We start from the raw sequence: 21565 nt of genomic DNA, 5'->3' as shown, positions 1-21565 counted from the left end.
CCTCCTGCGCTTCAATCGACGATGATGCGGGCCTCGTTCGCCCCGGCGCGGATCGCCGCGGCAAGCAGCCTGTCAGCGTCCCCCACCGAGGCGGCAGGCCCAACGCGCACGCGCCAGAGCGTGCGGCCTCCGCTCGTCAGCGGCACGGCGCGGGAAGGACCCACGCCCGAGAGGCGCGCGCGCATCCGTTCCGCGTTCTGGGCGTTGCCGAAGGCGCCCGCCTGGACCCAGAGCGTGCCGGGGGCGGCATAGCTCTGCGTCAATGTGTCGGGCAGGCGCTCCGTTGGCAGGGAGGCGAGTTGCACCGCCGACGTTGGCGGGGGGGCCGGCAACGGTGCCGCGCTGCGCGGACTGGTCGCGACCCGCGCACCTGGCGGTGGCGGCAGCGCCTCTGCCTGCACAGCCGGGCGCGGGGCCGGGGCGATGGCTATCTGTTGCGATGCCGGAATGGGCGTGCGGGCCCGAGCCTCCGCCGCGACCTGCCTGCTCTCGGCACCGACCACCTGCACGCGCACCTGCGCCGCCCCGCGCGCCGGGAAGCCAAGCAGGCGCCCTCCCTGCGGCGAGAGGCCGATCAGCCGGCCAGGCTCGGCCGGGCCACGATCGTTCACGCGCAGCAGCACCGACCGGCCATTCTCGAGGTTGGTGACGCGCACGATGGCGGGAAGCTGCAGCGTCGGGTGCTGGGCGGTGAGCTTGTTCGGGTCGGCTGCCTCGCCATTCGCGGTGCGCGCGCCCGCCCGCACGGCGACGACGACGCCGAGCCCGGTCTCATCGAGCGCGTAGTCCTCGCGAGGAGCATGCCAGACGCCGGCTGCCTGGTAGGGCTCGCCCACCACGAAGCCGCCCTGCCCGGTATCGCGCGCGGCACTGCCCGTCGCACTCTTGCCGAGCTGTGCGAGGAACCCTGCCTCGGCGCAGCCGGCCACCAGAATTCCAGCGGCGGAGCCGCAGATCAGCCTGGCGGCGAGAAGGGCCGCCCCCCTCATCCGCCCACGAGGTCCGAGAGCAGACCGACGGCCAGCACGTAGTATGTGCTGTTGTTGTAGCGCCGCACGGCCTGCGCATTGGCGAACAGCACGAAGGCCTGGCCCTGTGCGCCGTCGGGTGCGGCGATCGCAGCCGGCATCTCGCCCCGCGGCAGCGCGCTGCCATCGGCACGCCGGACCCCGGCGGCGGCCCAGGCCGAGAGCGGCCGGTTCGCCCGCGCATCGGCCTGCGCGATGGCGAAGCCCTGCGGCAGCCGCGCCTGGAACCCCCAGGGCTCGCCCGGCTTCCACGAGCCCGCCCGCGCGAGGTAGTTGCCGATCGAGCCGAGCGCGTCGCCGCGGCTGTCCCAGATGTCGCGGCGGCCATCACCGTCGAAATCGACCGCATAGGACAGGAACGACCCTGGCATGAACTGCGGCTGGCCCATCGCGCCAGCCCAGCTGCCCAGCATGCGCGGATGCGCGATGTGGCCCTGGTCGAGGATGCGCAGTGCGTTCAGCAATTCGCCGCGGAAATAGCTGCTGCGCCGCCCGTCATAGGCGAGGGTCGCGAGCGCCTGCACCACCGGGAAGCCGCCCGTGTTGGCGCCGTAGTTCGTCTCGATACCCCAGATCGCGGTGATGGTGCGCGAGGAGACGCCGAAGCGCTGCTCGACCGAGGCGAGCAGCGTGCGGTTCTCGGCATGCGCCTTGCGGCCGTTGCCGATGCGCGGCTCGGCCACCACACGGTCGCGATACTGCGCCCAGGTGAGCGTGCCTTCGGGCTGGCGACGGTCGAGCTCGATGATGCGGGGAATGGGCGCAATGGCGTTGAGTGCGGTCTGCACCGTCCCCTGCGAGATGCCCTTGCCGCGCGCTTCGGTGCGCAGCTCGGCGAGCCAGCGGTCGAAGGGCTGGGCGTTGGCGGCGGCGCCGCGTGCCAGCAGCAGCGCTGGCATCGTGGCGATGAGGGTGCGTCGAGTCGCGGTCATGGCATCATGCATGCCATCGCCACGCGCGGTTCTCAACGCACGCTTGGGTCATGCCGGGGATCATCGGACGGGGCACTGCCCTGGCAGGCCAGCGCCACCTCGGCTAGAACATCGCGAGACGTCCAAGAACGGGGTGAGGAACCAGCCCATGCGCGCCATCACGAAGGAATTCGCCGCCTGGGCGGCCGGTGTCGAGACGGCCTCCCTCCCAGAGCCAGTCGTCGCGCGCACCAAGGCGCTTGTGCTCGATCTCGTCGGCAACATCGTCCGCGCCCGCCATGACGCCGAGAGCACGCCAGCACTGCTCGCCGCCGTGCGGGCCATGGGGCTTGCCGGCGGCACCGCCGCGGTGTTCGGCGATGCCGCGCGCTACACCCCGGCGGGTGCCGCGCTGATGAACGGTGCGCTCGCCCACTCCCTCGACTTCGACGACACCCACGCGGCGGGAAGCCTTCACCCGGGCGCGCCGGTGATCCCGGCCGCACTCGCCGCCGCCGAGATCGCGGGCGCCTCGGGGGCGGAGCTGCTCGCCGGCATCGTCGCCGGCTACGAGGCGACGAACCGCCTCGCCCTCGCCCTTCCGGCCGGTGCCCATTACGACCGCGGCTTCCACCCGACCGCCACCTGCGGCGCCTTCGGCGGCGCGGTTGCCGCTGCCCGCGTGTTCGGGCTCGACGCCAGGGGCATCGAGGATGCGCTCGGCATCGCGCTCAGCCAGGCCGCGGGGAGCCTGCAGTTCCTCGTCAACGGGGCGTGGACCAAGCGCTTCCAGGTCGGCTGGTCGGCGATGGCCGGCCTCACGGCGGCACTGCTTGCGCGCGAGGGGTTCATCGGCGCGGCCGAGGCGATCGAGGGGCGGCACGGCTTCCTTCGTGCCTACGCCCCCTCGCCTGACCCCGAGCGCGTGCTCGCCGATCTCGGCCAGGTGTTCGAACTGATGCACACCGCCGTGAAGCCCTACCCTTCCTGCCGCTACGGCCATGCCGCGATCGACGCGGCACTGATGCTGCGCGCCGAGCACGGGCTGGTGGCGGAGGAGATCACGGCGGTGACGGTGCACCTGCCGGCCAAGGGCATGCTGCTGATCGGCGAGCCTGCGGCGAAGAAGGCCGAGCCCGCCAACGTGGTCGACGGCCAGTTCTCGGGCCCCTTCGTGGTCGCCGCGGCACTCGCGACGGGCGCGATGGGCTGGGAAAGCTACGCGCTGCTGTCGGACCCCGTGGTGCGTGCGCTTGCCCGCCGCGTCCGCTGCATCCAGGACGCCGAGATCGAGGCGGAATTCCCCCGCAACATGTCTGGCCGCACCACGGTCGAGACCGCGCGGGGCAGCTTCACCGCCAAGGTGGTGGTGCCGAAGGGAGAGCCCGACAACTTCATGACTGACGCAGAGCTCGCCGGGAAGTTCCACGGGCTTGCCGATGCCATCCTCTCGCCCGCCAAGGCAGCGCAGCTTGCCCAGGCGATCCTCTCCCTCGAGACGGCGGCCGACGCGACGGCGCTCACCCGCCTCGCCGGGCCGGTGAGCGCCGTCAGGCTCGCAGGCGAGTAGGCACCCCTCCTAGGCGGCCGTGCGCCTGAGCTCCACCACCAGGTGAGAGACCGCCTGGTTCAGCTCAGCGACGTTGCCGTCGATATCGCCGGCGCCCCGCGCCGCTGACGCGACGGCCTCTCCGGCACGCGCCGTCACCGTGCCGAGGGCGATGGAACGGTCGGCCATGTCGACCGTCATCGACGAGGCCGCCTGGGCGCCGCGCGAGATCTCGCCGATCGCAGCACCCTGCTGCTCGATCGCCGCGGCGGTGCCTGACGAGGCCTCCTCGACGGCGCTGATTGCCGCCTCGATGCGGCCGAGCACCGCGATTGCCCCCTCGACATCGCGCGAGGTCGCGTTGATCTGCGCGGCGATCTCCTCGGTTGCCTTCGCCGTCTGGCTCGCAAGCGCCTTCACCTCGCCCGCCACCACGGCGAAGCCCTTGCCGGCCTCCCCGGCGCGCGCCGCCTCGATCGTGGCGTTGAGCGCCAGCAGGTTGGTGCGGCCCGCGATGTCGTTGATCAGCGTCACCACCTCGCCGACGGCCTTGGCGTTCGCCGAGAGGCTTTCGACGAGGCGCATCCCGTCGCGCGCCTCGGTGGTGGCGCGCGTGACCACCTCGGTCGAGCGCGTGACCTGGCGGCTGATCTCGCTCGAGCTCGCGGCAAGTTCCTGCACAGCGGCTGCCATCGCCGAGACGTTGGCCGACGCATCGCGGGCGTTCGTCGCGAGCGCGTCGAGTTCCGTCCCCGCGCGGTGCATCGCGCCGCTCGTCTCGCCTATGCTGCCCGCGAAGTCGCGCGTCGTTGCCGTCACGCGGCCGAGGGCGGTGCCGACGCTATCCTCGATCTCCTTGGCGGTGGCCAGCAGCGCCGTGCGCTGCGCGGTGCGCGCCTCCTCGATGGCACGGTCCTGCACGAGCCGCGACTCCTCCGCCTCGCGCAGCGTGCCGCGCAGCGCATCCATCGCGCGGGCGATCGCGCCAACCTCGTCGCGGCGGTCGCTGCCAGGCACGGGCGAGGTGCAGTCACCGGCCGCGAGCGCCTCGATCCGTGCGACCGTGGCGCGGACGGAGGCAACAAGGTCGCGCCCGACGAGGAGCACGAGCACACCGATCAGCAGCACGATGCCAAGCGAAGCCAGGCCGGCCGACAGGACCATGCTCCACATCGCCGCATCCATGTCGTCGACATAGACGCCGGTGCCGACATAGAGGCCCCAGGGCGCGTAGCCCATCACGTAGCTGACCTTGGGCAAGGGCTCGGTCTGGCCGGCGCGGGGCCAGTCATAGGCGACGACGCCGCCGCCGGAGGCGCGCACCACGCGCGACATCTCCTGGAACAGCGCCTTACCCTTGGGGTCGCGCCGCTCCCACACCGAGGTGCCGTCGAGCCGCGGGTTGGCGGCGTGCATCACCATCGTGCCGTCGAGCGTCACGGCGAAGAGATACTCGTTGCCGTCGTACCACATGCGCGAGATGGCCTCGCGCCAGCGGGCCTTGGCCGTCTCGGCGTCGAGCCGGCCGGCTGTCACCTCGGCGTCGAAGCGCTGGGCCATGGTGATGGCGGTCTCGGCGATCGCCCTGACCTTCTCGATGCGGTCTTCCCACATCCGGTCATGGCGCTGCACCAGCATCTTGGCCGTGACCGCGAGGAACGCGATCGAGAAAAGCCCGACGACAAGCAGCAGCTTGCCACGGATCGACAACCGTCCGAGCATCGAACAGCCCTTCGCCGTGCACCGCCGCGCCCGCGCCGCTGCCCATGGACATCCCGAAGGTGTCAGTACTGCATGTGCATGACCGGCCCGTTAACCGGCGGCCGGATCGGCCCTGCTCGAGCCGGTCACCCGTTCGCGTCGAAGCGGCGGAAAAGCCCGACCAGGCGGCCCTGGATCCGCACGCGGTCAGCCGGGATGATGCGCGGCTGGTAGGCCGGGTTGGAGCTCTCGAGTGCCACCGCATCCTTCCGCCGGCGAAGCCGCTTCAGCGTTACCTCGTACTCGTCGATCAGCGCGACCACGATCGCGCCGTTCGGCGCGTCCTGCGCACTCCTGATCAGGACCAGGTCGCCATCGAGGATGCCGTCGCCGATCATCGAATCGCCCGAGACGACGAGGGCGAAGTGGTCGCCGCCCCCGAGATAGTCGGGCGCGATCGGCAGCTCGGCGTCATCCTCCGCCACCGCCTCGATCGGCAGGCCGGCGGCGATGCGGCCGAGGATCGGCACCGCGCCGGCGGCGCGATGTGCCGGCGGCTCCGGCCTTCGGGAGAAGGCCATGACATTTCCCGGCCCCTCGGCCACGAGCACGGGCTCTCCCCGCCGCAGGGTGCCGCGGCGCGGGCTCAGGTACTCCGGCACGCGGACCACTTCGAGCGCGCGGGCGCGATGGGCATGGCGGCGGATGAAGCCGCGCTCCTCCAGCGCGGTGACGAGGCGGTGGATGCCGGATTTCGACCTCAGGTTCAGCGCCTCCTTCATCTCCTCGAAGGAGGGCGAGGTTCCCGTCTCGCGACAATGGGCGTCGATGTACGAGAGCAGCTCGTGCTGCTTGCGCGTGAGCATGGCCAGACCTTTCCGCAGGCACCGTGCCCGGCCTTGGGCGAAGCGCGGCGCCGTTCAGAACAAAGCAGGAACCCGCTTAACGCCCCTTGTCGCGCCGCGTCAAGCGGACGCGGGAAGTTTTTTGCGCGATCAGAATGGGGTGCGGGTGGCCGTCGGGACGGCGATGTCGACATAGCCGCGCTGGACGCAGCGCTCCAGCGCCTCGAAGGCAAGCCGTGCCTCGTCATAGGCGAGCCGGAGGCGGTTCAGGCGGGCGACATCCTCCGACGTCACCTCGCCGCGATTGTCGCGGCCGAGCGTCAGCGCGCAGTTGAGGTAATCGGCCCTCAGCCGGGCAACGACGGTGGCGAGCCTGAGGAACCCATCGCGCGTGACCTCGGGGATGCGCTGGCCGATGACGGCGCGATTGGCTTCGCGTACGCCGTGCTCGACCTCGTCGAGCAGCCGCTTCTGCGCCCGGAACCAGCCTGGATCGGTCTCGGCGATGGCCATGCTGCGGTATCCTCCACCTCGCAGCCTGCACGGGACCGATTGCGGAAGCGTAAACGCGAGGCCATCGGCCTCCCTCGCCACCTCAGGCCGCGGCGATGCCCGGGCGGCGCTGGCGCACGAGCGCGCCGAGCACTGCGATCCCAAGCAGAAGCAGCGGCAGGGCGGCGGGCTCGGGCACGGGGAAGCCGACCGTCTCGGCCGCGATCTGCTGCAGCAACAGCGCCTCGCCAGGCGTGATGCCGAGATCGGCCGCCGCCCGCTCGCCGCTGCCGAGGCTGCGCGGATCGAGGCCGGTGATGGTGCCGAACAGCGTCAGCCCGCTCAGATACGAACCCCACTTGCTCGCGTGCGTTCCGTCATCGAACCAGAGGTCGATCAGCCCATCGGTCAACGCATCGGGGGCGTAGAGATTGCGCGTCGCCACGCCTTGCTGGACGGCGCGGAGGAACGCCTCGCCGACAGGGGCGACGCCGGCGAAGAGATCGGTGCGGGACTGGTAGAGGCCGAAATAGGCCGCGACGAGGTCCTGCGTCATCCGCTCGAGGCCATCGGCTGCCGCATAGGGGCCGGTGATCGTCGCCCCGGTGCGCGTCACCTCGCCCGTCGTATCGTCGGTGGCGGTGACGAGGCCGCCCGCGATCAGGTTCTGACGCGCCCAGGTCTGGTAGAGGAACACCTCGGTGTCGGGGTTGGTGTTCGGGTTGCCGGGGATGGGACCCCGCTCGATGCTGCACGCGCCTGTGCCGAGGCCGGTGGCGGCTGCGCAGGAGGCATTCGTCCCGGTGCCGAAGACCTGCCTCTCTCGAAATATTGGCCGCTCGGCAGACTGGGTGCGCGCGTACTCGGCGAGGCGGGTCGCGTACTCCCTGAACAACGCGGGCGACGCATTCGGCGTGGTGCCGAGCGGCAGCGGCCCGTCGCTCAGTTCCTGCAGCACCATCTTGTCCCAGCGCTGGGAGGCGACGTTGCCGCGCAGGTCCCATCCCGCGGGGTTGGTGTTGAGGTAGTGGCCGCGCAGTGACGCCGCGTTGCGGGTCGAGAGAGCGACGTCGTAGTTCAGGCCTGCCTGGTCGGTCAGCATCTTGAAGATGCCCGGAACGCCGGACCACGGCCGCGGCTCGAAGGCGTTGGACCCGGTCGGGTTCGCGAAACTCGTCCCCGGCACAGGCGCGGTGAGGTCGCGGACGTTCGCGGCATTGTACGACATCACCGGATCGACGCGCCCGAAGGTGTAGCTGTTGCCAACGAAGAGGATGGAGATCGGGCTGGCCGAGGCGATGCCCGGCACCGTCAGCGATGCCGCGATCAGCGCGCCCCGTGCAAGGCGCGCGGCCCCGGCCGTGCGAATGCCCAGCGTCATCGTCGTTCCCCCCGTTTTGATTCTTGCAGTGCGTCCTTTTTGCTGGGGGATGCGGTGAAGCACAAGCCCTGCCGCAACATTCGCCGGCGGCGAGGCCGCCATGCCAGAATAGGCCACGGCGAAGGGGAACGGAGATGCGCGGCATGGACGCAACGCGCCAGACACGGGGCCAGCGCTTCACGCGCGAGACGAAGGCCTTCGCGATCGCCGCCGTCTACTTCGCCGTCAGCTTCTCGGCGATCCTGTTCCACGAGAACGCCGTGCTGGCAGCGCATGGGATCGAGGGGCGCTCCTACTGGTCCATCCTGCCGAAGGCGCTGCTGCTGGCGAAGTTCATGCTGGTTGGCGATGCGCTGAAGCTCGGCGAGCGCATCGGCAGCCGCACCCTCGTGGGCGAACTGGCGTGGCGCTCGCTTGCCCTCGCTGCGCTGCTCATCGTTCTCGTGTTGGTCGAGGAGATCACCGTCGGCGCCTGGCACGGACGGTCCGTTGCGAAGAGCTTCGCCGACCTCGGCGGCGGCACGGCCGCGCAGCGCTGGGCGAGCATGCTGCTGCTGCTCCTGATCCTGATCCCCTATGTCGCCGCGCGCATCGTCGCGCGCGAACTCAAGGCCCGGGCGGCGGCGGCGGTCAGCCGCTAGAGCACGTTCCGATCGATTGGAAGCAATCGATCAGAAGGTCGTGCTATAGAAACATCAATGGGTAGAGCAGCTTAGCCCGACCTGATCGAACCGGTCCCGGTTCGATCAGATCGGGCGCTGCTCTAGAGCGCGTTCCGTTCGATTGGACACAACCGATCTGAAGGTCGTGCTCTGGAAACATGAATGGGTCGAGCGGGCGCTGCTCTAGCGCCGCGTGATGCGCCCGTCGGTCACCGGAACGATCGGTCCGCGCGCGGCGAGCCAGGCTTCCACCACGTCCTCGATGTTCGGCCCCTGGTCATACGCATCGACTGCACCGTCGCGCAGCGTGACGAAGCCATCGCCGCCCGCGCGCATGAAGCTGTTGGTGACGACACCGTAGAGCCTGTCGGGCTCGAGCGGCGCGGCACGCCCATCGGCGCCGATCACGGCGACCGACACGACGCGCCGGCCAGGCGGGGCCGCCGCATCCCATGTCACGCGCAGGCCGGCCAGCTGGGGGAAGCGCCCTGCCCCGCTCTCGGCCGCCGAGAACCCGTTCTCGAGCGCGGCGACGAGATCGGCGCCGCTGAGCCGCAGCACCGCGAGCGTGTTGGAGAAGGGCAGCACCGACAGCAGGTCACCCCACGAGATCGGCCCGGCCGGGATGCCTGACCGCAGGCCCCCGCCATTCTGCAGCGCGATCTCGGCCCCGGCCGGGCGTGCGGCGGCAAGCATCGCGTCCGAGATCGCGTTGCCCAGCGCGCATTCCGCGCGGCGGCATTCGTCGTTGAAGAACGGGCCTGACGCCTGGCCGATCACCCGTGCGCGCAGCGCCGTGAGCGGTGCGGCGAGCGTGGCGATGAGTGCCGCCACCGCGGCATCCTCCGGGCCGGCGAAGGCCAGCGGCCGCGCATCGCCAGAGGCCGCCAGCACCCTCCCCTCACCGTCGAGGTCCAGGTCGAGCCGCCCGAGATGGCGGTTGTTCGCGCCTGTCTGCACCACGGGAACGGCACGGCCGGAGGGTGCCATGACAGGGTGCGGATAGCGCGCGAGCGCCCTATCGTCGCTGTTGGAGAGCAGCGTGTGGCTGTGCCCGCCCACCACGGCCGCGAGTCCCGGCACGGCGGCGGCGATCACCCTGTCCTGCGCGAAGCCGACATGGGTGAGCGCGATTACCGCCCGCGCCCCCGCCGCTCTGGCTTGCGCCGCGGCTGCGGCAAGCGCCGCCTGCTCGTTGCCGAAGCGCAACAGCGGCCCTGGCGAGGAGATGCGGGGTGTTTCTGCCGTGACGGCCCCGATCACCGCGATGCCGCCATCGAGCATCGCCCACGGGTCAACCAGGCCGCCGAGAGCGGGGTCGTCACGCGCATCGAGGTTGGCGGCGAGGATGGGGAACGGTGCCGCGCGGGCAAAGCGCGCGATCGTCTCCGGTCCATGGTCGAACTCGTGGTTGCCGAGCGTCATCGCGTCATAGCCGATGGCTTGCATCACGCGCCGCTCCGCCTCGCCGCGCCAGTGGGTGTAGAAGAGGCTGCCCATGAACTGGTCGCCGGCATCGAGCACGAGCACCTGCCGCCCCTCGGCTTCGGCGAGCGCCCGCTGGCGCAGGATCGCGGCGGCAAGCCGCGCGCTGCCGCCGAGGCAGGTGCCACGCGCCTGGTCCTCCGCCCGGCATGCCCCGCCCGTGGCGCTGACGGGATCGTGGCGCGAATGGATGTCGTTCGTGTGGAGGATGGTGAGCCGGATCGCCGCCTGTGCGCGCGCGATTCGCGGCGTGGCGAGCAGCGGGACGGACGCGAGGAGGCTTCGGCGTGAGAGGCGCATGCGGAAAGGATTACGCCGTGAGCATGCCGCCCCGCCAGCACGGAACGGTGACGCGCGCGGCGCATCGTGGCATCAGGGGCACTGAGCCGGAGGGGTGGCCGAGTGGTTTAAGGCACCGGTCTTGAAAACCGGCGTGCGCGCAAGCGCACCGTGGGTTCGAATCCCACCCCCTCCGCCATCCGGCTCCGGTGGTGGGCTTCGCCCCCACGGGCATGTCGTTCGACGGGCGCGCAAGCGCGCCCGCGGGGGTTCGAACCCACCCCCTCCGCCATCCGGCTCCGGTGGTGGGCTTCGCCCCCACGGGCATGTCGTTCGACGGGCGCGCAAGCGCGCCCGCGGGGGTTCGAACCCACCCCCTCCGCCATCCGGCTCCGGTGGTGGGCTTCGCCCCCACGGGCATGTCGTTCGACGGGCGCGCAAGCGCGCCCGCGGGGGTTCGAATCCCGCCCCCTCCGCCATCCGGCTCCGGTGGTAGGCTTCGCCCCCACGGGATGGCTGAACGGTCTGCCGTGGCTCGCCAGGGGCCACCGGTGTCCCGCTCCATGGTCTGGGCGATCCCGGCGGGCCCGCCATTGGTCTATGGCCTGATCGTTCTCAGCCGCTTCGCCGGAGCCGGCGGAGGGTTCGACAGCCTGGCCTCCGTCGCCACGCTGATAGCCGATGACTGGGCGCTGAGATCGCCCGCGCGACAGAGCGCGCCGCTTCAACGGCACCCGAGAGGACGACCACATGACGTCTCGCATGCTGGGCAAACGTCAGCGACCGAACTTCGCTTGCGCCATTTCACGATCGTCTTCGGGTTCACCCCCGTAGCGGCGCGCCAGTTCCCTCAGGCTCGCTTGACTCTGCTGGATCGCGCGACGGACCGCCTCTGTCGTTGGCGCACACGTCGAGAACCTGGCCCATGGCGCGTCCTTCCATGCCTGCGAAAAGACGGCACCATCAAGCCACGGGATCTGGACGAGGCACACCAAGCGGCGCAGCGCGGCCAATGCGTCTCAGCCTGGGTCCTCTGCGGCACGGGCGTTGATGTCGCGGCGGGCCGCCGTCAGCGAGAGCCCGCCATCGAGCACGATGTCCTGCCCGGTGATCCAGGCGCCCGCGCGCGAGGCAAGCCACGCCACAGCCTCGCCGACCTCCTCCGTTGTGCCGAGACGGCCCAGGGGATGCTGCGCGCTGCGTGCGGCGAGGGTCGCTGCCGGGTCTGCCTCCCGCGCCATGATGCCGCGCGTGAGCGGCGTGAGGACGAGGCTTGGAGAGACGGCGTTCACCCTGATGCGCCGCGGCGCGAGGTCGAGCGCCATCTGCCGCACCATGCCAACGAGCGCGGCTTTCGACGTGCAGTAGGCCAGGCGTTCCGCGTGCGGAACGCTCGCCACCACCGAGGCGATCGCGATGATCGCCCCGCCTCCGGCCATGTGTGGCAGCGCGGCCTGGCAGAAGTGGAAGCAGGGCAGAAGGTTGGTGTGGAGGATGCGGAGGAAGCCGGCCTCGGTCTCGGTCGCGATGCCGCCGATCGCGCTCGCACCGGCGCTGACCACGAGCGTGTCGAGCCCGCCCATGACCGCCGCCGCCTCAGCCGTGACGGTGCATGCGGTATCGGCATCGGTGGCGTCTCCCGCCATCCAGCCCGCGCCGAGCGGGGCGGCGCTCGCTTCCAGAACCTCGGCCCGGCGGCCGGTGAGGAAGGTGCGGAACCCATGCCGCGTCAGCGCCTCTGCCGCGCCGAGGCCGAGGCCGGTCCCGCCGCCGATGATCAGCGCGCGCCCGGCGGGCTGCTCAGAGGGCGAAGGCATGCACCGCCGTCGCGTGCTTGCGGATGAACTCGAAATCGTAACGGACGCCGAGCCCCGGGCCGTCCGGCACGGGCATCGTGCCGTCGTGGCCGAGGGCCTCCTCCTGGTCGGCATAGCCGCACTCATAGACGGGTGGGACGAGGTTGGGCATCCCTGGCCCGACCAGCGCCAATTCGTAGAAATGCGTGTTGCGGGTCGCGGCGACGATGGCGCGATGGGCGGGGCCGCAGGCGTGAACCTGCACGTCCATGCCGATCGATTCCGCGAAGTGGTTGATCTTCAGCACGCCGGTGATGCCACGGTCGTATTCCGGGTCGACGTGGAAGATGTCGCAGGCCCCGGCGATTGCGAAGGAGGCCTTCTGCTCCGGCCCCCGCACGTGCTCGCTGACCATCAGCGGCGTCTTGAGCTTCTCGCGAAGGCGCCGGTTGCCGTCCACCGAGAGGCCGGAATCGCGGTAGGGATCCTCGTACCAGAAGCACCGCGCCTCGTCGCAGGCCTGGCCGACATAGAGCGCATCGGCCCAGGTCCGCAGCTCGCAACCGGGATCGACCATGATCTCCATGCCATCGCCCACGGCGTTGCGCACGGCGTGCACCACGGCGGCCTCGCGGCGCCTGTCGCCGTCATGCCAGCCGTGGATCTTGAAGGCAGGATAGCCACGCGCCTTGCAGGCGGCGGCATAGTCAGCAAACGCCTCGATGCTGTCGAGGCCGCCCGGCTCGTCCTGGCCATGATGGGTGCTCGCATAGGTCGGCAGCCGCGTCCGCCAGCCACCGAGCATCGCCGTGACCGAGATCCCGTATTTCCGACCGACGAGGTCCCACAGCGCGATGTCGAGCGGGCCATGCCCCATGCCGTCATAGGCGCGGGTCTCGCGCTTGAGATCGTCGTAGATCACCTCGCGATGCTCGGGGTTCCGTCCGAGCAGGTGCGGCGCGAGCATCACGGTCTGGCCAAGTGCCGCCTGGGTGCCGACCCAGTGCGTGACGTAGGCGCCGGAGAGACCATCGTCCGTCGCGATCCGCACGGCGTAGCGCATCACCGTGAGGCTCGCCCCCTTCTCGTAGCGGAGGTTGGAAACGCCCATCGCGCGGTGCGCGCCCAGCCCGAGGTCATGGACCACGAAGGTGAAGGGGATGACCTCGACGAGGGTGATGGTGCTCATGTGGCTTGTTCCTCACAGGGCGAAAAGGCGGGGGACGGCGAGCGTCAGCATCGGCGCGTAACCGATCAGCACGAGCACGCCCACCAGCGCGCCGAACACCGGCAGAAGCGGGCGTGTCGTGGCGGCGTAGTCGACGCGCGCGATCTTGCAGGTGATCAAGACCAGCACGGCGACCGGTGGCGAAAGCGAGCCGAGCAGCAGCGCGTAGGTGACGGTCACCGCGAAGTGGTAGGGATCGAACCCATAGGCGACCGAGATCGGCTGCAGCACGGGCACGAGCATGATCAGCGCCGGGATCGGCTCGATCGGGATGCCGACGAGGAGGAGGCTGCCCATGATCAGCGCCATCACGATCCAAGGCTCGTCGGTAACTGATTGCAGCCATCCCGCAAGCGCGGCCGGCACGCCCTCGCGCGCGATGATCCAGCCGAACAGCGCCGCACCCCCGAGGATGATCATGATCGAGGATGAGGCGATCGCCGCCTGCGTGATATTCCCGAGCATCAGCCTCGGCCCGGCACGGCGCGTGGCGAAGGCGTAGACGATGCCGTAGCCGACAGCGACGGCGCCGGCCTCAGTCGCGGTGAAGACGCCCGAGACGATGCCGCCGACGATCAGCGCGGGCATCACCAGCGCCGGCACCGCGCGGCCGACCGAGCCGGCGCGCGCCTGCCAACCCGCCCGCGGATAGACCCGCACGCTCATGCGCGCCGCCATCCGCCAGACCGTCACCATCAGCACCAGCGCGATCACGAGGCCTGGAACAATGCCCGCGAGAAAAAGCGTGCCAACCGAGAGCCCCGTCATCGAAGCGTAGATCACCATCAGGATGCTCGGCGGAACGATCGGGCCAAGGATCGCCGCGCCGGCCGTGACAACGGCCGCGTCCTCGGCGCGGTAGCCGTCACGCCGCATCGCCGGGATCAGCATGCCGCCGACCGCTGCCGCCGAGGCCGCCGCCGACCCCGAGATGGTGGCGAAGAGCAGGCTCGTGAAGATCGACACCTGGCCCAGTCCGCCGCGGACATGCCCGACCATCGCCATCGACAGCGCGATCAACCGCTCGGTGATGCCGCCGACATTCATCACGCTGCCGGCAAGGATGAACATCGGGATCGCCAGCAGCGGGAAGGAATCGAGCGAGGAGTAGAAGCGTTGCGCCAGCACGATGATCGGAACGCCGCCATCGATCAGCAGCGCGCCGGCGGCCGCCAACCCCATGCTGAACGCGATCGGCATGCCGAGCACGAGGAACGCGCATAGGAGCAGCGACAGCGAAACGATCATGTGTCGAGGCCAAGCGCTGGCGGCGCATCCTCCGCCGGCATCGGCGGCGCGGCGGGACGGAACAGGAGTGCCAGGACGGCAAGCCCGGCGCCGAGTGGGATCGGCAGGAAGAACCAGACGCGCGACAATCCGAGCGACGGCGAGGATACCGGAAGCCCACGCTCGGCATAACGCCAGCCCGCCACGAGCAGGATGGCGCAGAAGCCGATCGAGAGTAGAGCGGCCGCGACGCGCTTGGCCCGGCGCAACACCTCGGTGCGCGCAGGCCAGACATCCACCACGATCTCCTCGTGCCACCAGAGCTGCACAGGCAGGCCGAGCATCACCGACCAGACGAGGAGCAGCAGGATCAGTTCCTCGGTCCAGAAGATCGCGGCGCCGATCGCGAAACGGTTCGCGACCTGCACGAGCGTCAGCCCGATCATGACGATGAACGCCGCCAGCATTGCGGCGCGGACGGTCACCATCAGCGCGCCGACCGCCCGCGCGGGCAGCGGGCGGCCGTGCGTCACGCGGCCCGGATCTGGCGCAGCACGTCGGCCCCGCGCGCGCTCGCGGCGAACTCGTCCTGCAGCGGCCCGAGTGCCTGGATGAAGGGGGCGAGGTCGACCGCATTGGTCTGCAGCGTGCCGGCGGCGGCAAGACGGTCGAGCCAGGTCTTTTCCCGCTCGAAATGCTGGGCGCGCTGCCACTTGCCGGCTTCGGTCGCGGCCTGCTGCACCGCCTCCTGCTGCGGCCGAGGCAGGCCGCCGAAGAACCCCGCATTCATCGCGAAGCTGCCATCGAGCAGGATGTGGCGGGTGAGCGAAAGGAAGCGCGTGACCTCGTGGATGCGGAAGGTGAAGCCGACCTCGGCCGAACCTTCCATGGCATCGACCACGCCGGTCTGCAGCGCCGAGTACATCTCCGGTGCCGGGATCGGCGTCGGCTGAGCGCCGAGGGCAGCGAAGGTGCGGACGAACACGGGAGCCTCGGGCAGGCGGATCTTCACGCCGCGGAAATCCCCCGGCGTCGTGATGGGCTTGGTGCGCAGGAAGGTGTTCCGGTAGCCAGCCGTCATCCAGTTCATGACGCGGATGCCGGCGCGGGCTTCGAGCTCGCGCGCGAGCTGTGCCCCGACCGCCCCTTCGACCGTACGCTCGAAATGCGCGAAGTCGCGGTAGAGATAAGCCAGCGCGATCACGCCGAAAGCGGGCGTGTAGTTCGCGTAGAGGCCGCTTTCGCCATAGGCCATCTCCAGCGTTCCGAGCGAGACGCTCTCGATCAGCTCACGCTGCCCGCCCATCTGCGCGGCGGGGAGGATCTGCACCGCCAGCGCATTGCCGGTGAGCTCGGCGACGCGGCGGGCGAACAGTTCCGCCGTCGCGTGCTGCTCGGACTGCGTGGTGACGTGGTGCGCCAGCCTGATGGTACGGGCGCGCTGCGCGTGCACCGCGGGCGCGGCCAGGAGTGCCGCGGCGCCGAACAGAAGCGGGCGGCGGGCAAGAACGTGGCGCCGTGTGTCGGGCATGGCATTTTCCTCCGTAGGGGCGGCTTGCTGCGCCCTGTTCGTTTCGACGCCAACCGCTAGCACGCGGGATGGGGGCGGACAACAAGTGTTGCGTTTAGAGCAACTCTGTTGTTGCCTGTGGAACATGAGCTCCCTCGACAACGCGCTGCGCCTGCTCTCGCTCCTCGATCGGGAGCAACCGCGCCTGCGCGTGACCGACGCCGCCGCAGAACTCGGCCTGCCCAAGAGCAGCGTCTCGCGGCTCCTCTCGACGCTCGAGCGTGCCGGCCTGGTCGAGCGCGAGGGGGAACGGCGCGGGTTCTGTGCCGGCCCGGAACTGTTCCGGCTCGGCAGCCTCTTCCGCACGCGCCTGCCGCCGGAGGAGAGGGTGGACGAGGCGTTGCGTGGCATGGTCGCCCGCTTTCCCGCCACAGGTTATGTTGGCGTGCTGCACGGCACGGACCTCGTCATTCTGCGGTTGCATGAGGGCTTCCATCCCGTGCGGTTCATCCAGCAGCCCGGCAGCGTGATCCCTGCCTATGGCACCGCCGTCGGTCGGGCACTGCTGGCGCGCTTGCCCGCGGCGACGCTGCGGACCGCGCTGCCGCCGCACATCTCGCTTCCCCCGCGCGCGGTCGACATGTCGCGTGCGACGATGCTTGCCGAACTCTCCCGCGTCACGGCGCGCGGCTTCGCCGAGTACGAGCACCCGGGACTAGGCATCGCCGCGATCGGGGTGGCGGTGCGGCTCGCACCTGCGCGGGAGCTTGGCTTCGCCCTCTGCATCGGGCGCGAGGCGATGACGCGCGCCATGCGCGCGGAGATCATTGCGGCGCTGACAGGGACCGCGCGGGACGTGGGCGGGCTCTGCGGCGACCCGGCCTGGATGGGAGCTTCGCCGCCTCGCCGCGACTGACGACGGCGTTCACCGACGACGCCGATGGCAACAGGCTCGCCAAAAGCCTCGCCGAACAGGGTGATCAGCGCGCGCATCGTGGCGATGTCACCGGGGCCGAGGCGGTGGACCATGGTGGCGTCGACGGTCATGGTCCCGCATGTCCGCTGCGATGATCGCGCCAGGAGCGCGTTTCGATCGACTGCAATCAATGGGTGCAACCGCTTTTCCCCGGCGGCGTTGGTGGCGCATGAACCGCATCCACCTCATCGCCTGGGCCGGCGCCTTTGTTCCGTTCATGGCGATCGACCTGGTCTGGCTCGGCATCGTCGCACGCGATTTCTATGCGGGGCAGCTCGGCACGCTGATGGCGCCTAAGCCGCGCTGGGCGGTCGCGATCGGCTTCTATGCCGCCTATTGCGCGGGCGTCGTGCTCTTCGCCGTAATGCCTGGGATCGCCGAAGGCTCGGTGCTGCGCAGCGTCGTGCTCGGCGCAGCACTCGGTGCGCTGGCCTACGGCACCTACGACCTCACCAACCTCGCCACGTTGCGCGGCTGGCCGCCGCTGCTCTCGGTCGTCGACATCGTCTGGGGAACGACGTTGACGGCGACAGCGGCCGGCCTCTCCCATCTCGCTGTGCGCAGCTTCGGCTGAGCACTGCTCATGCACGCCGTTCCGCCCGCCAACGCCCAGGGCTGATGCCCACGATGCGCGTGAAGGTAGAGGTGAACTGCCCCTGGCTGCCGAAGCCGCATTCGAACGCAATCTGCGCAAGGCTGAGCTCTGTCGTCGCGATCAGCATCTGCGCCCGCGCGATTCGCTGCTGCGTGAGGTAGCGATAGGGCGGCAGGCCGGTCGCGGCGCGGAAGGCACGGGCGAAATGATAGGGGCTGAGCCCCGCTGCCTCCGCGATGCCGCCGATCCCGATGTCCTCCGCCAGGTGCGCATCGATGAAGTCGAGCGCTCGGCGCAGCCGACGCGGGGCGAGCGCGCGGGGATCAGGCTCCGCCGCGGTGTAGCCGGACAGCCGCAGGAGCCGTGCCGCGAGCGTCGCGGTCATGCCATCGGCGAGCAGGCGGGCGACGGCATCGGTGGCACCTGCCTCGGCCCAGAACGCGGCGAGGAGTTGCTGGATTGGGTCATCCTGCAGGGCGAGCGAGGCGACGAGCCGCTCGAGCGGAGCGGTTCCCGATGCGCCGACGCCACGCAGCAGCGATTCGATCCGCTGCGCCTCGATCGCCAGGACGCGCACGCGATAGGCGGCGGTGATCTCGACCGGGATGGCGAGCTCCGGCGGCGCGAGGCTGAAGCTGCTGCAGGGCTTGCAGCCTTCCTGCCACACGCCGTCGATCTGCCGGCGCAACGTGACGTCGCCGGTGAGCGATTGCGTGATGCGCCACTCGTTGACCGCCGGGATGACGGTGGCGTGCGGAAGCTGGCTGGCACGCACCAGCGTGATGCCGTTGCGCGCGAAGGCGCGATGCTGCTGGCGGAACAGCGGGAACTGCGCGCGGTACGACGCGGCGAAGCCCGGCAGGCGGCGCGGGTTCATCGCCGCCCCTCTCCACCCTGCATGCTGCTGCGTTGGCCGTTCATCGCTGTCCTCACTGCAGTGGTACGTGCTGCGAGCTTCGCTGTGCGTGCCGCTGCGGTTACGCGCGCGACGGCGCACTGGCCCTGCGTTTTGCGGGCGTAACCTTTTCCGGTGCGGCAGCAAACCGCCTGAAAACCTAGGCAAGGGACCGGAAGAACGCGGGGCGCCCGCATCGCCAGATAGCACGCCGGCCACAGGGTGCCGGTCAGTCCGAAGGAACAACCAGATGAAGCGACTTCTCGCCGCCGCCCTGCTCGCCGCCACGGTCGCCGTCCCAGCGATCGCTGCAGATGCGAAGCAGGAGCTGACGATCACGCGCGGCTCGACGACCGACCAGATCTCCGGCCTCGTGGTGCAGGGCAACTCGGTGGTTCTCGTCTATGGCGCGCCCGGCATGGGCACCAGCAACCAGGCTGTCCGCGTCACGCCGGATGGCGGGCGGCTGCGCGTCGTCTACGACACCGTCGGTGCACTCGGCGTCAACACCTCCGGCCTCTCGCCGATGATGATGATGCGCGGGCCCTCCGGCGGCGATTTCCCGATCTACAACATCCCGAGCTCCGGCTCGAACTGATCGGGGTCGCCCGGTCGCCACGCCACGGCGACCACTGCTGGCCCACCGCCGAACGACGCCGGCTGTCGACGAGGATCGCCAGCCGGCTTGGTGCGCCCCCATCCGATACGGCTGCCAGCCGATCGTTGACTGTTGACACATGACCTGCCCGCCGCCACCGTCCGCCGTGGCGACGGGTGGGCGCGCAATGCCCCGCAGCATGAACGATCGCCGCTGGGAGGGATTGGCCGCGCGATGCAGCCGGGTGCGATGCGAATCGCCGATATCAGGGCCAGCGTGCACGCCTTCCCCGTGCGCCTGCCGATGATCGATCGGCCGCTGAAGCCGCGCCGGATCGTCGTCGTCACGGTCGAGACCGATCAGGGGCTGGTTGGCCACGGCATCACTGGCGCCTTCCTGCCGAGTGCGGTGAAGGCAGCGCTCGAGGACGACATCCTCGCCACCGTGCGCGGCATGGACGCCGAGGCGATCGAGGCGATCCACCTTCGCCTTGGTGCGGCGCTGAACTCCCGCGCCGCGACGGGCACATTCAGCCACGCGCTGTCCGCCCTCGATATCGCGCTGTGGGACCTCAGGGGCAAGGCGCTTGGCCGGTCCGTCGCCTCGCTGCTCGGCGGCGCGCGCAGCGCCTGCGGCGCCTACGCGACGTTCGGCTTTCCTGCGTATGACGCCGACCAGCTTGTTGCCGCGGCCCTTGCACAGCGCGAGGAAGGCTTCGGCGCGCTCAAGATGGTCGTCGGCGTCGCCCCCGGCGGCTGGCGTGAGGATGCCCGCCGTATCCGCCAGGTGCGCGAGGCGGTGGGGCCCGATGTGGCGCTGATGATCGATGCGAATTGCTGCTTCTCGCCCTACGAGGCGCGTGAACTCGCCCGCGCGGTGGCGGAGTGCGACCTCGCCTGGTTCGAGGAGCCGCTTGCCGCCAACGACGCCCGCGCGCTCGCCGATTTCCGCCAGGTCGCGGGCATCCCGGTCGCTGCGGGCCAGATGGAAGGCCACCGGTTCAGGCTGCGCGAGCTCATCACCCACCAGGCGGTGGATGTGCTGCAGCCGAACGTTGCCTATTCGGGCGGGTTCACCGAGGTTGCGAAGGTCGCGCACATGGCCGAGGCCTTCAACCTCCCGATCGACAACGGCGGCGGCTGGCCGCTGCACAACCTCCATGCCATGGCCGGGCTCGCCAATGGCGGCATGGTCGAGTTCCATCTCGACATGCGCCAGATCGGCGAGGCGCTGTTCGATGGCGCGCCACGCCCCGAAGGCGGCATGATCACGGTGCCGGACGCACCGGGCCTTGGCCTCACGCCGCGACGGGAGGTACTGGCCGATACGCGCATCGCCTGAGCGACGTTTGCCGACGCGCTGCGCCACCATGCCTTGACGTGATGACCCTTGGGAGGAAAAGACCATGACCGTATCGTTCCGCCACACGCGCACGCGCCCCACGCTTTCCCGCCGCCGGATTCTGGCGACACCACTCCTTGCCGCACCATTCATCGCAGGCCATGCCTGGGCGCAGGAGCGGTTTCCCTCGCGCACCATCGAGGTGGTGACGCATGCCGGCGTCGGCGGCGGCACCGACATCACCGCACGCATGATGATGGTGCAGGCCCCGGCCGAGTTCGGGCAGGAGCTTGTCGTCGTCAACCGCGTCGGCGGCAGCGGTGCGGCAGCGCTCGCCTACGCCGCATCGAAGCCGCGTGACGGGCACACGATCCTGTTGATCACCCAGACGCACCTGCTCACCGTCATGCGTAACCGCGCGCCGGGCATCAGCTATAGCGACATCGTCGGCCTCGCGCGCGCGACCGAGGATCCGCAGGTGCTGATGGTCGGCAAGGGCAGCCCCCACAAGACCGCGCAGGCCTTCATCGCCGCGGCCAAGGCGCAGAAGATGAAGTTCGGCACCACGCAGGTCGGCGGCGTCGACCATCTCGCGGTGTTCGGCTTCGCCAAGCAGGCCGGCATCCAGCAGCCGACGATCGTCCCCTTCCGCGGTGGCGGCGACATCGCGATCAACCTCGTCAGCGGCAACGTCGACGCCGCCCTGCTGAACCCGTCAGAGCCGGAGGCACAGATCAGGGCCGGCGACGTGATCCCGCTGCTGACGCTGCACGAGGAGCGGATCGCCACGCTGAAGGACGTGCCGACGGCGAAGGAACTCGGCTTCACCTCGGTGCACGCCACCACGCGCGGCTTTGCCGTGCTGAAGGGCGTTCCCGAGGACAGGATCGCGATCCTCGAGGACAGGCTCGTGAAGTCGATGTCGAGCCCGCTGTTCCGCAACTACCTCGACAGCACCGGCCAGGCGCGCAGCTCAGTCGCCGGCAGGCAGGTGTGGCAGGCGCAGCTCGATGCCTTCAATGCCGATGGGCGCGAGGCACTCACTGCCCTCGGTGTTGCGCAGTAG

The 21565-nt window shown here is 70.2% G+C and carries 20 protein-coding genes, 1 tRNA gene and 1 pseudogene; 8 read left to right on the top strand and 14 right to left on the bottom strand.

Features of this window, described 5'->3' with window-relative positions; genetic code table 11:
- Positions 1 to 11 precede the first annotated feature (11 nt).
- Together Q0C38_RS10200 and Q0C38_RS10195 are read right to left on the bottom strand one after the other, a co-directional pair.
- A complete protein-coding gene (locus Q0C38_RS10200; RefSeq protein WP_291296978.1) occupies positions 12 to 989 on the bottom strand; it encodes a septal ring lytic transglycosylase RlpA family protein in 978 nt (325 codons plus the stop codon).
- Positions 986 to 1960 (bottom strand): lytic transglycosylase domain-containing protein, encoded by a 975-nt coding sequence (locus tag Q0C38_RS10195; protein WP_291296977.1) that lies wholly within the window; start codon positions 1958 to 1960, stop codon positions 986 to 988. The genes Q0C38_RS10200 and Q0C38_RS10195 overlap by 4 nt, the downstream gene beginning before the upstream one ends.
- Before the next feature lie 148 nt (positions 1961 to 2108).
- On the opposite strand from Q0C38_RS10195, the gene Q0C38_RS10190 reads away from it, so the two are divergent.
- Positions 2109 to 3509, top strand: coding sequence for an MmgE/PrpD family protein (locus Q0C38_RS10190; RefSeq protein ID WP_291296976.1), 1401 nt, complete (start codon positions 2109 to 2111; stop codon positions 3507 to 3509).
- 9 nt (positions 3510 to 3518) lie between these two features.
- Here Q0C38_RS10190 and Q0C38_RS10185 read toward each other — a convergent pair whose 3' ends face one another.
- The 4 genes from Q0C38_RS10185 to Q0C38_RS10170 form a co-directional block, all read right to left on the bottom strand.
- The gene (locus tag Q0C38_RS10185; protein ID WP_291296975.1) at positions 3519 to 5210 is read right to left on the bottom strand and encodes a methyl-accepting chemotaxis protein; all 1692 of its coding nucleotides are present in this window, start codon (positions 5208 to 5210) and stop codon (positions 3519 to 3521) included.
- A 125-nt stretch (positions 5211 to 5335) separates the two neighbouring features.
- Positions 5336 to 6055: a transcriptional repressor LexA gene (gene lexA, locus Q0C38_RS10180; RefSeq protein WP_291296974.1), complete on the bottom strand. Its 720-nt coding sequence runs from the start codon at positions 6053 to 6055 to the stop codon at positions 5336 to 5338.
- Between the two features lie 129 nt (positions 6056 to 6184).
- The gene (locus Q0C38_RS10175; protein ID WP_291296973.1) at positions 6185 to 6547 is read right to left on the bottom strand and encodes a hypothetical protein; all 363 of its coding nucleotides are present in this window, start codon (positions 6545 to 6547) and stop codon (positions 6185 to 6187) included.
- A gap of 82 nt (positions 6548 to 6629) precedes the next feature.
- On the bottom strand, positions 6630 to 7907 hold the full coding sequence (locus tag Q0C38_RS10170) for a PEP-CTERM sorting domain-containing protein (protein ID WP_291296972.1): 1278 nt from the start codon (positions 7905 to 7907) through the stop codon (positions 6630 to 6632).
- 143 nt (positions 7908 to 8050) lie between these two features.
- Here Q0C38_RS10170 and Q0C38_RS10165 point away from each other — a divergent pair, with 143 nt between their 5' ends.
- On the top strand, positions 8051 to 8548 hold the full coding sequence (locus tag Q0C38_RS10165; protein ID WP_291296971.1) for a hypothetical protein: 498 nt from the start codon (positions 8051 to 8053) through the stop codon (positions 8546 to 8548).
- Between the two features lie 204 nt (positions 8549 to 8752).
- On the opposite strand, the gene Q0C38_RS10160 is transcribed toward Q0C38_RS10165, so the two are convergent.
- Positions 8753 to 10354, bottom strand: coding sequence for a bifunctional UDP-sugar hydrolase/5'-nucleotidase (locus Q0C38_RS10160; RefSeq protein ID WP_291296970.1), 1602 nt, complete (start codon positions 10352 to 10354; stop codon positions 8753 to 8755).
- An 88-nt stretch (positions 10355 to 10442) separates the two neighbouring features.
- On the opposite strand from Q0C38_RS10160, the gene Q0C38_RS10155 reads away from it, so the two are divergent.
- A tRNA-Ser gene (locus tag Q0C38_RS10155) sits at positions 10443 to 10532 on the top strand.
- Positions 10533 to 11108: 576 nt separating this feature from the next.
- Here Q0C38_RS10155 and Q0C38_RS10150 read toward each other — a convergent pair.
- From Q0C38_RS10150 to Q0C38_RS10125, 6 genes and pseudogenes are all read right to left on the bottom strand, one after another.
- A pseudogene (locus Q0C38_RS10150) lies at positions 11109 to 11208 on the bottom strand (IS481 family transposase); the annotation flags it as partial.
- A 144-nt stretch (positions 11209 to 11352) separates the two neighbouring features.
- Complete coding sequence (locus tag Q0C38_RS10145) at positions 11353 to 12150, bottom strand: SDR family NAD(P)-dependent oxidoreductase (protein WP_291296969.1); 798 nt, start codon at positions 12148 to 12150, stop codon at positions 11353 to 11355.
- Entirely contained in the window at positions 12134 to 13318 is a 1185-nt protein-coding gene (locus Q0C38_RS10140) for an enolase C-terminal domain-like protein (RefSeq protein ID WP_291296968.1), read from the bottom strand. Before Q0C38_RS10140 ends, Q0C38_RS10145 begins: the two co-directional genes overlap by 17 nt.
- 12 nt (positions 13319 to 13330) lie before the next feature.
- Positions 13331 to 14605, bottom strand: coding sequence for a TRAP transporter large permease (locus Q0C38_RS10135; RefSeq protein WP_291296967.1), 1275 nt, complete (start codon positions 14603 to 14605; stop codon positions 13331 to 13333).
- Complete coding sequence (locus Q0C38_RS10130; RefSeq protein ID WP_291296966.1) at positions 14602 to 15117, bottom strand: TRAP transporter small permease; 516 nt, start codon at positions 15115 to 15117, stop codon at positions 14602 to 14604. Before Q0C38_RS10130 ends, Q0C38_RS10135 begins: the two co-directional genes overlap by 4 nt.
- Positions 15114 to 16115, bottom strand: coding sequence for a TRAP transporter substrate-binding protein (locus Q0C38_RS10125; RefSeq protein WP_291296965.1), 1002 nt, complete (start codon positions 16113 to 16115; stop codon positions 15114 to 15116). Before Q0C38_RS10125 ends, Q0C38_RS10130 begins: the two co-directional genes overlap by 4 nt.
- A 124-nt stretch (positions 16116 to 16239) precedes the next feature.
- On the opposite strand from Q0C38_RS10125, the gene Q0C38_RS10120 reads away from it, so the two are divergent.
- Positions 16240 to 17010: an IclR family transcriptional regulator gene (locus Q0C38_RS10120; protein WP_291296964.1), complete on the top strand. Its 771-nt coding sequence runs from the start codon at positions 16240 to 16242 to the stop codon at positions 17008 to 17010.
- Between the two features lie 229 nt (positions 17011 to 17239).
- Positions 17240 to 17644, top strand: coding sequence for a DUF2177 family protein (locus Q0C38_RS10115; protein WP_291296963.1), 405 nt, complete (start codon positions 17240 to 17242; stop codon positions 17642 to 17644).
- Positions 17645 to 17651: 7 nt separating this feature from the next.
- On the opposite strand, the gene Q0C38_RS10110 is transcribed toward Q0C38_RS10115, so the two are convergent.
- Positions 17652 to 18542 (bottom strand): helix-turn-helix domain-containing protein, encoded by an 891-nt coding sequence (locus Q0C38_RS10110; RefSeq protein WP_291296962.1) that lies wholly within the window; start codon positions 18540 to 18542, stop codon positions 17652 to 17654.
- Positions 18543 to 18810: 268 nt separating this feature from the next.
- Here Q0C38_RS10110 and Q0C38_RS10105 point away from each other — a divergent pair, with 268 nt between their 5' ends.
- The 3 genes from Q0C38_RS10105 (at position 18811) to Q0C38_RS10095 (ending at position 21565) form a co-directional block, all read left to right on the top strand.
- The gene (locus Q0C38_RS10105; protein ID WP_291296961.1) at positions 18811 to 19158 is read left to right on the top strand and encodes a hypothetical protein; all 348 of its coding nucleotides are present in this window, start codon (positions 18811 to 18813) and stop codon (positions 19156 to 19158) included.
- Between the two features lie 234 nt (positions 19159 to 19392).
- Entirely contained in the window at positions 19393 to 20499 is a 1107-nt protein-coding gene (locus tag Q0C38_RS10100; protein ID WP_291296960.1) for a mandelate racemase/muconate lactonizing enzyme family protein, read from the top strand.
- A gap of 64 nt (positions 20500 to 20563) precedes the next feature.
- The gene (locus Q0C38_RS10095; protein WP_291296959.1) at positions 20564 to 21565 is read left to right on the top strand and encodes a tripartite tricarboxylate transporter substrate binding protein; all 1002 of its coding nucleotides are present in this window, start codon (positions 20564 to 20566) and stop codon (positions 21563 to 21565) included.

The sequence above is a fragment of the Elioraea sp. genome, assembly GCF_022842375.1.
Taxonomy (GTDB): Bacteria; Pseudomonadota; Alphaproteobacteria; order Acetobacterales; family Acetobacteraceae; genus Elioraea_A.
This window is presented reverse-complemented; position numbering and strand designations above follow the sequence as displayed.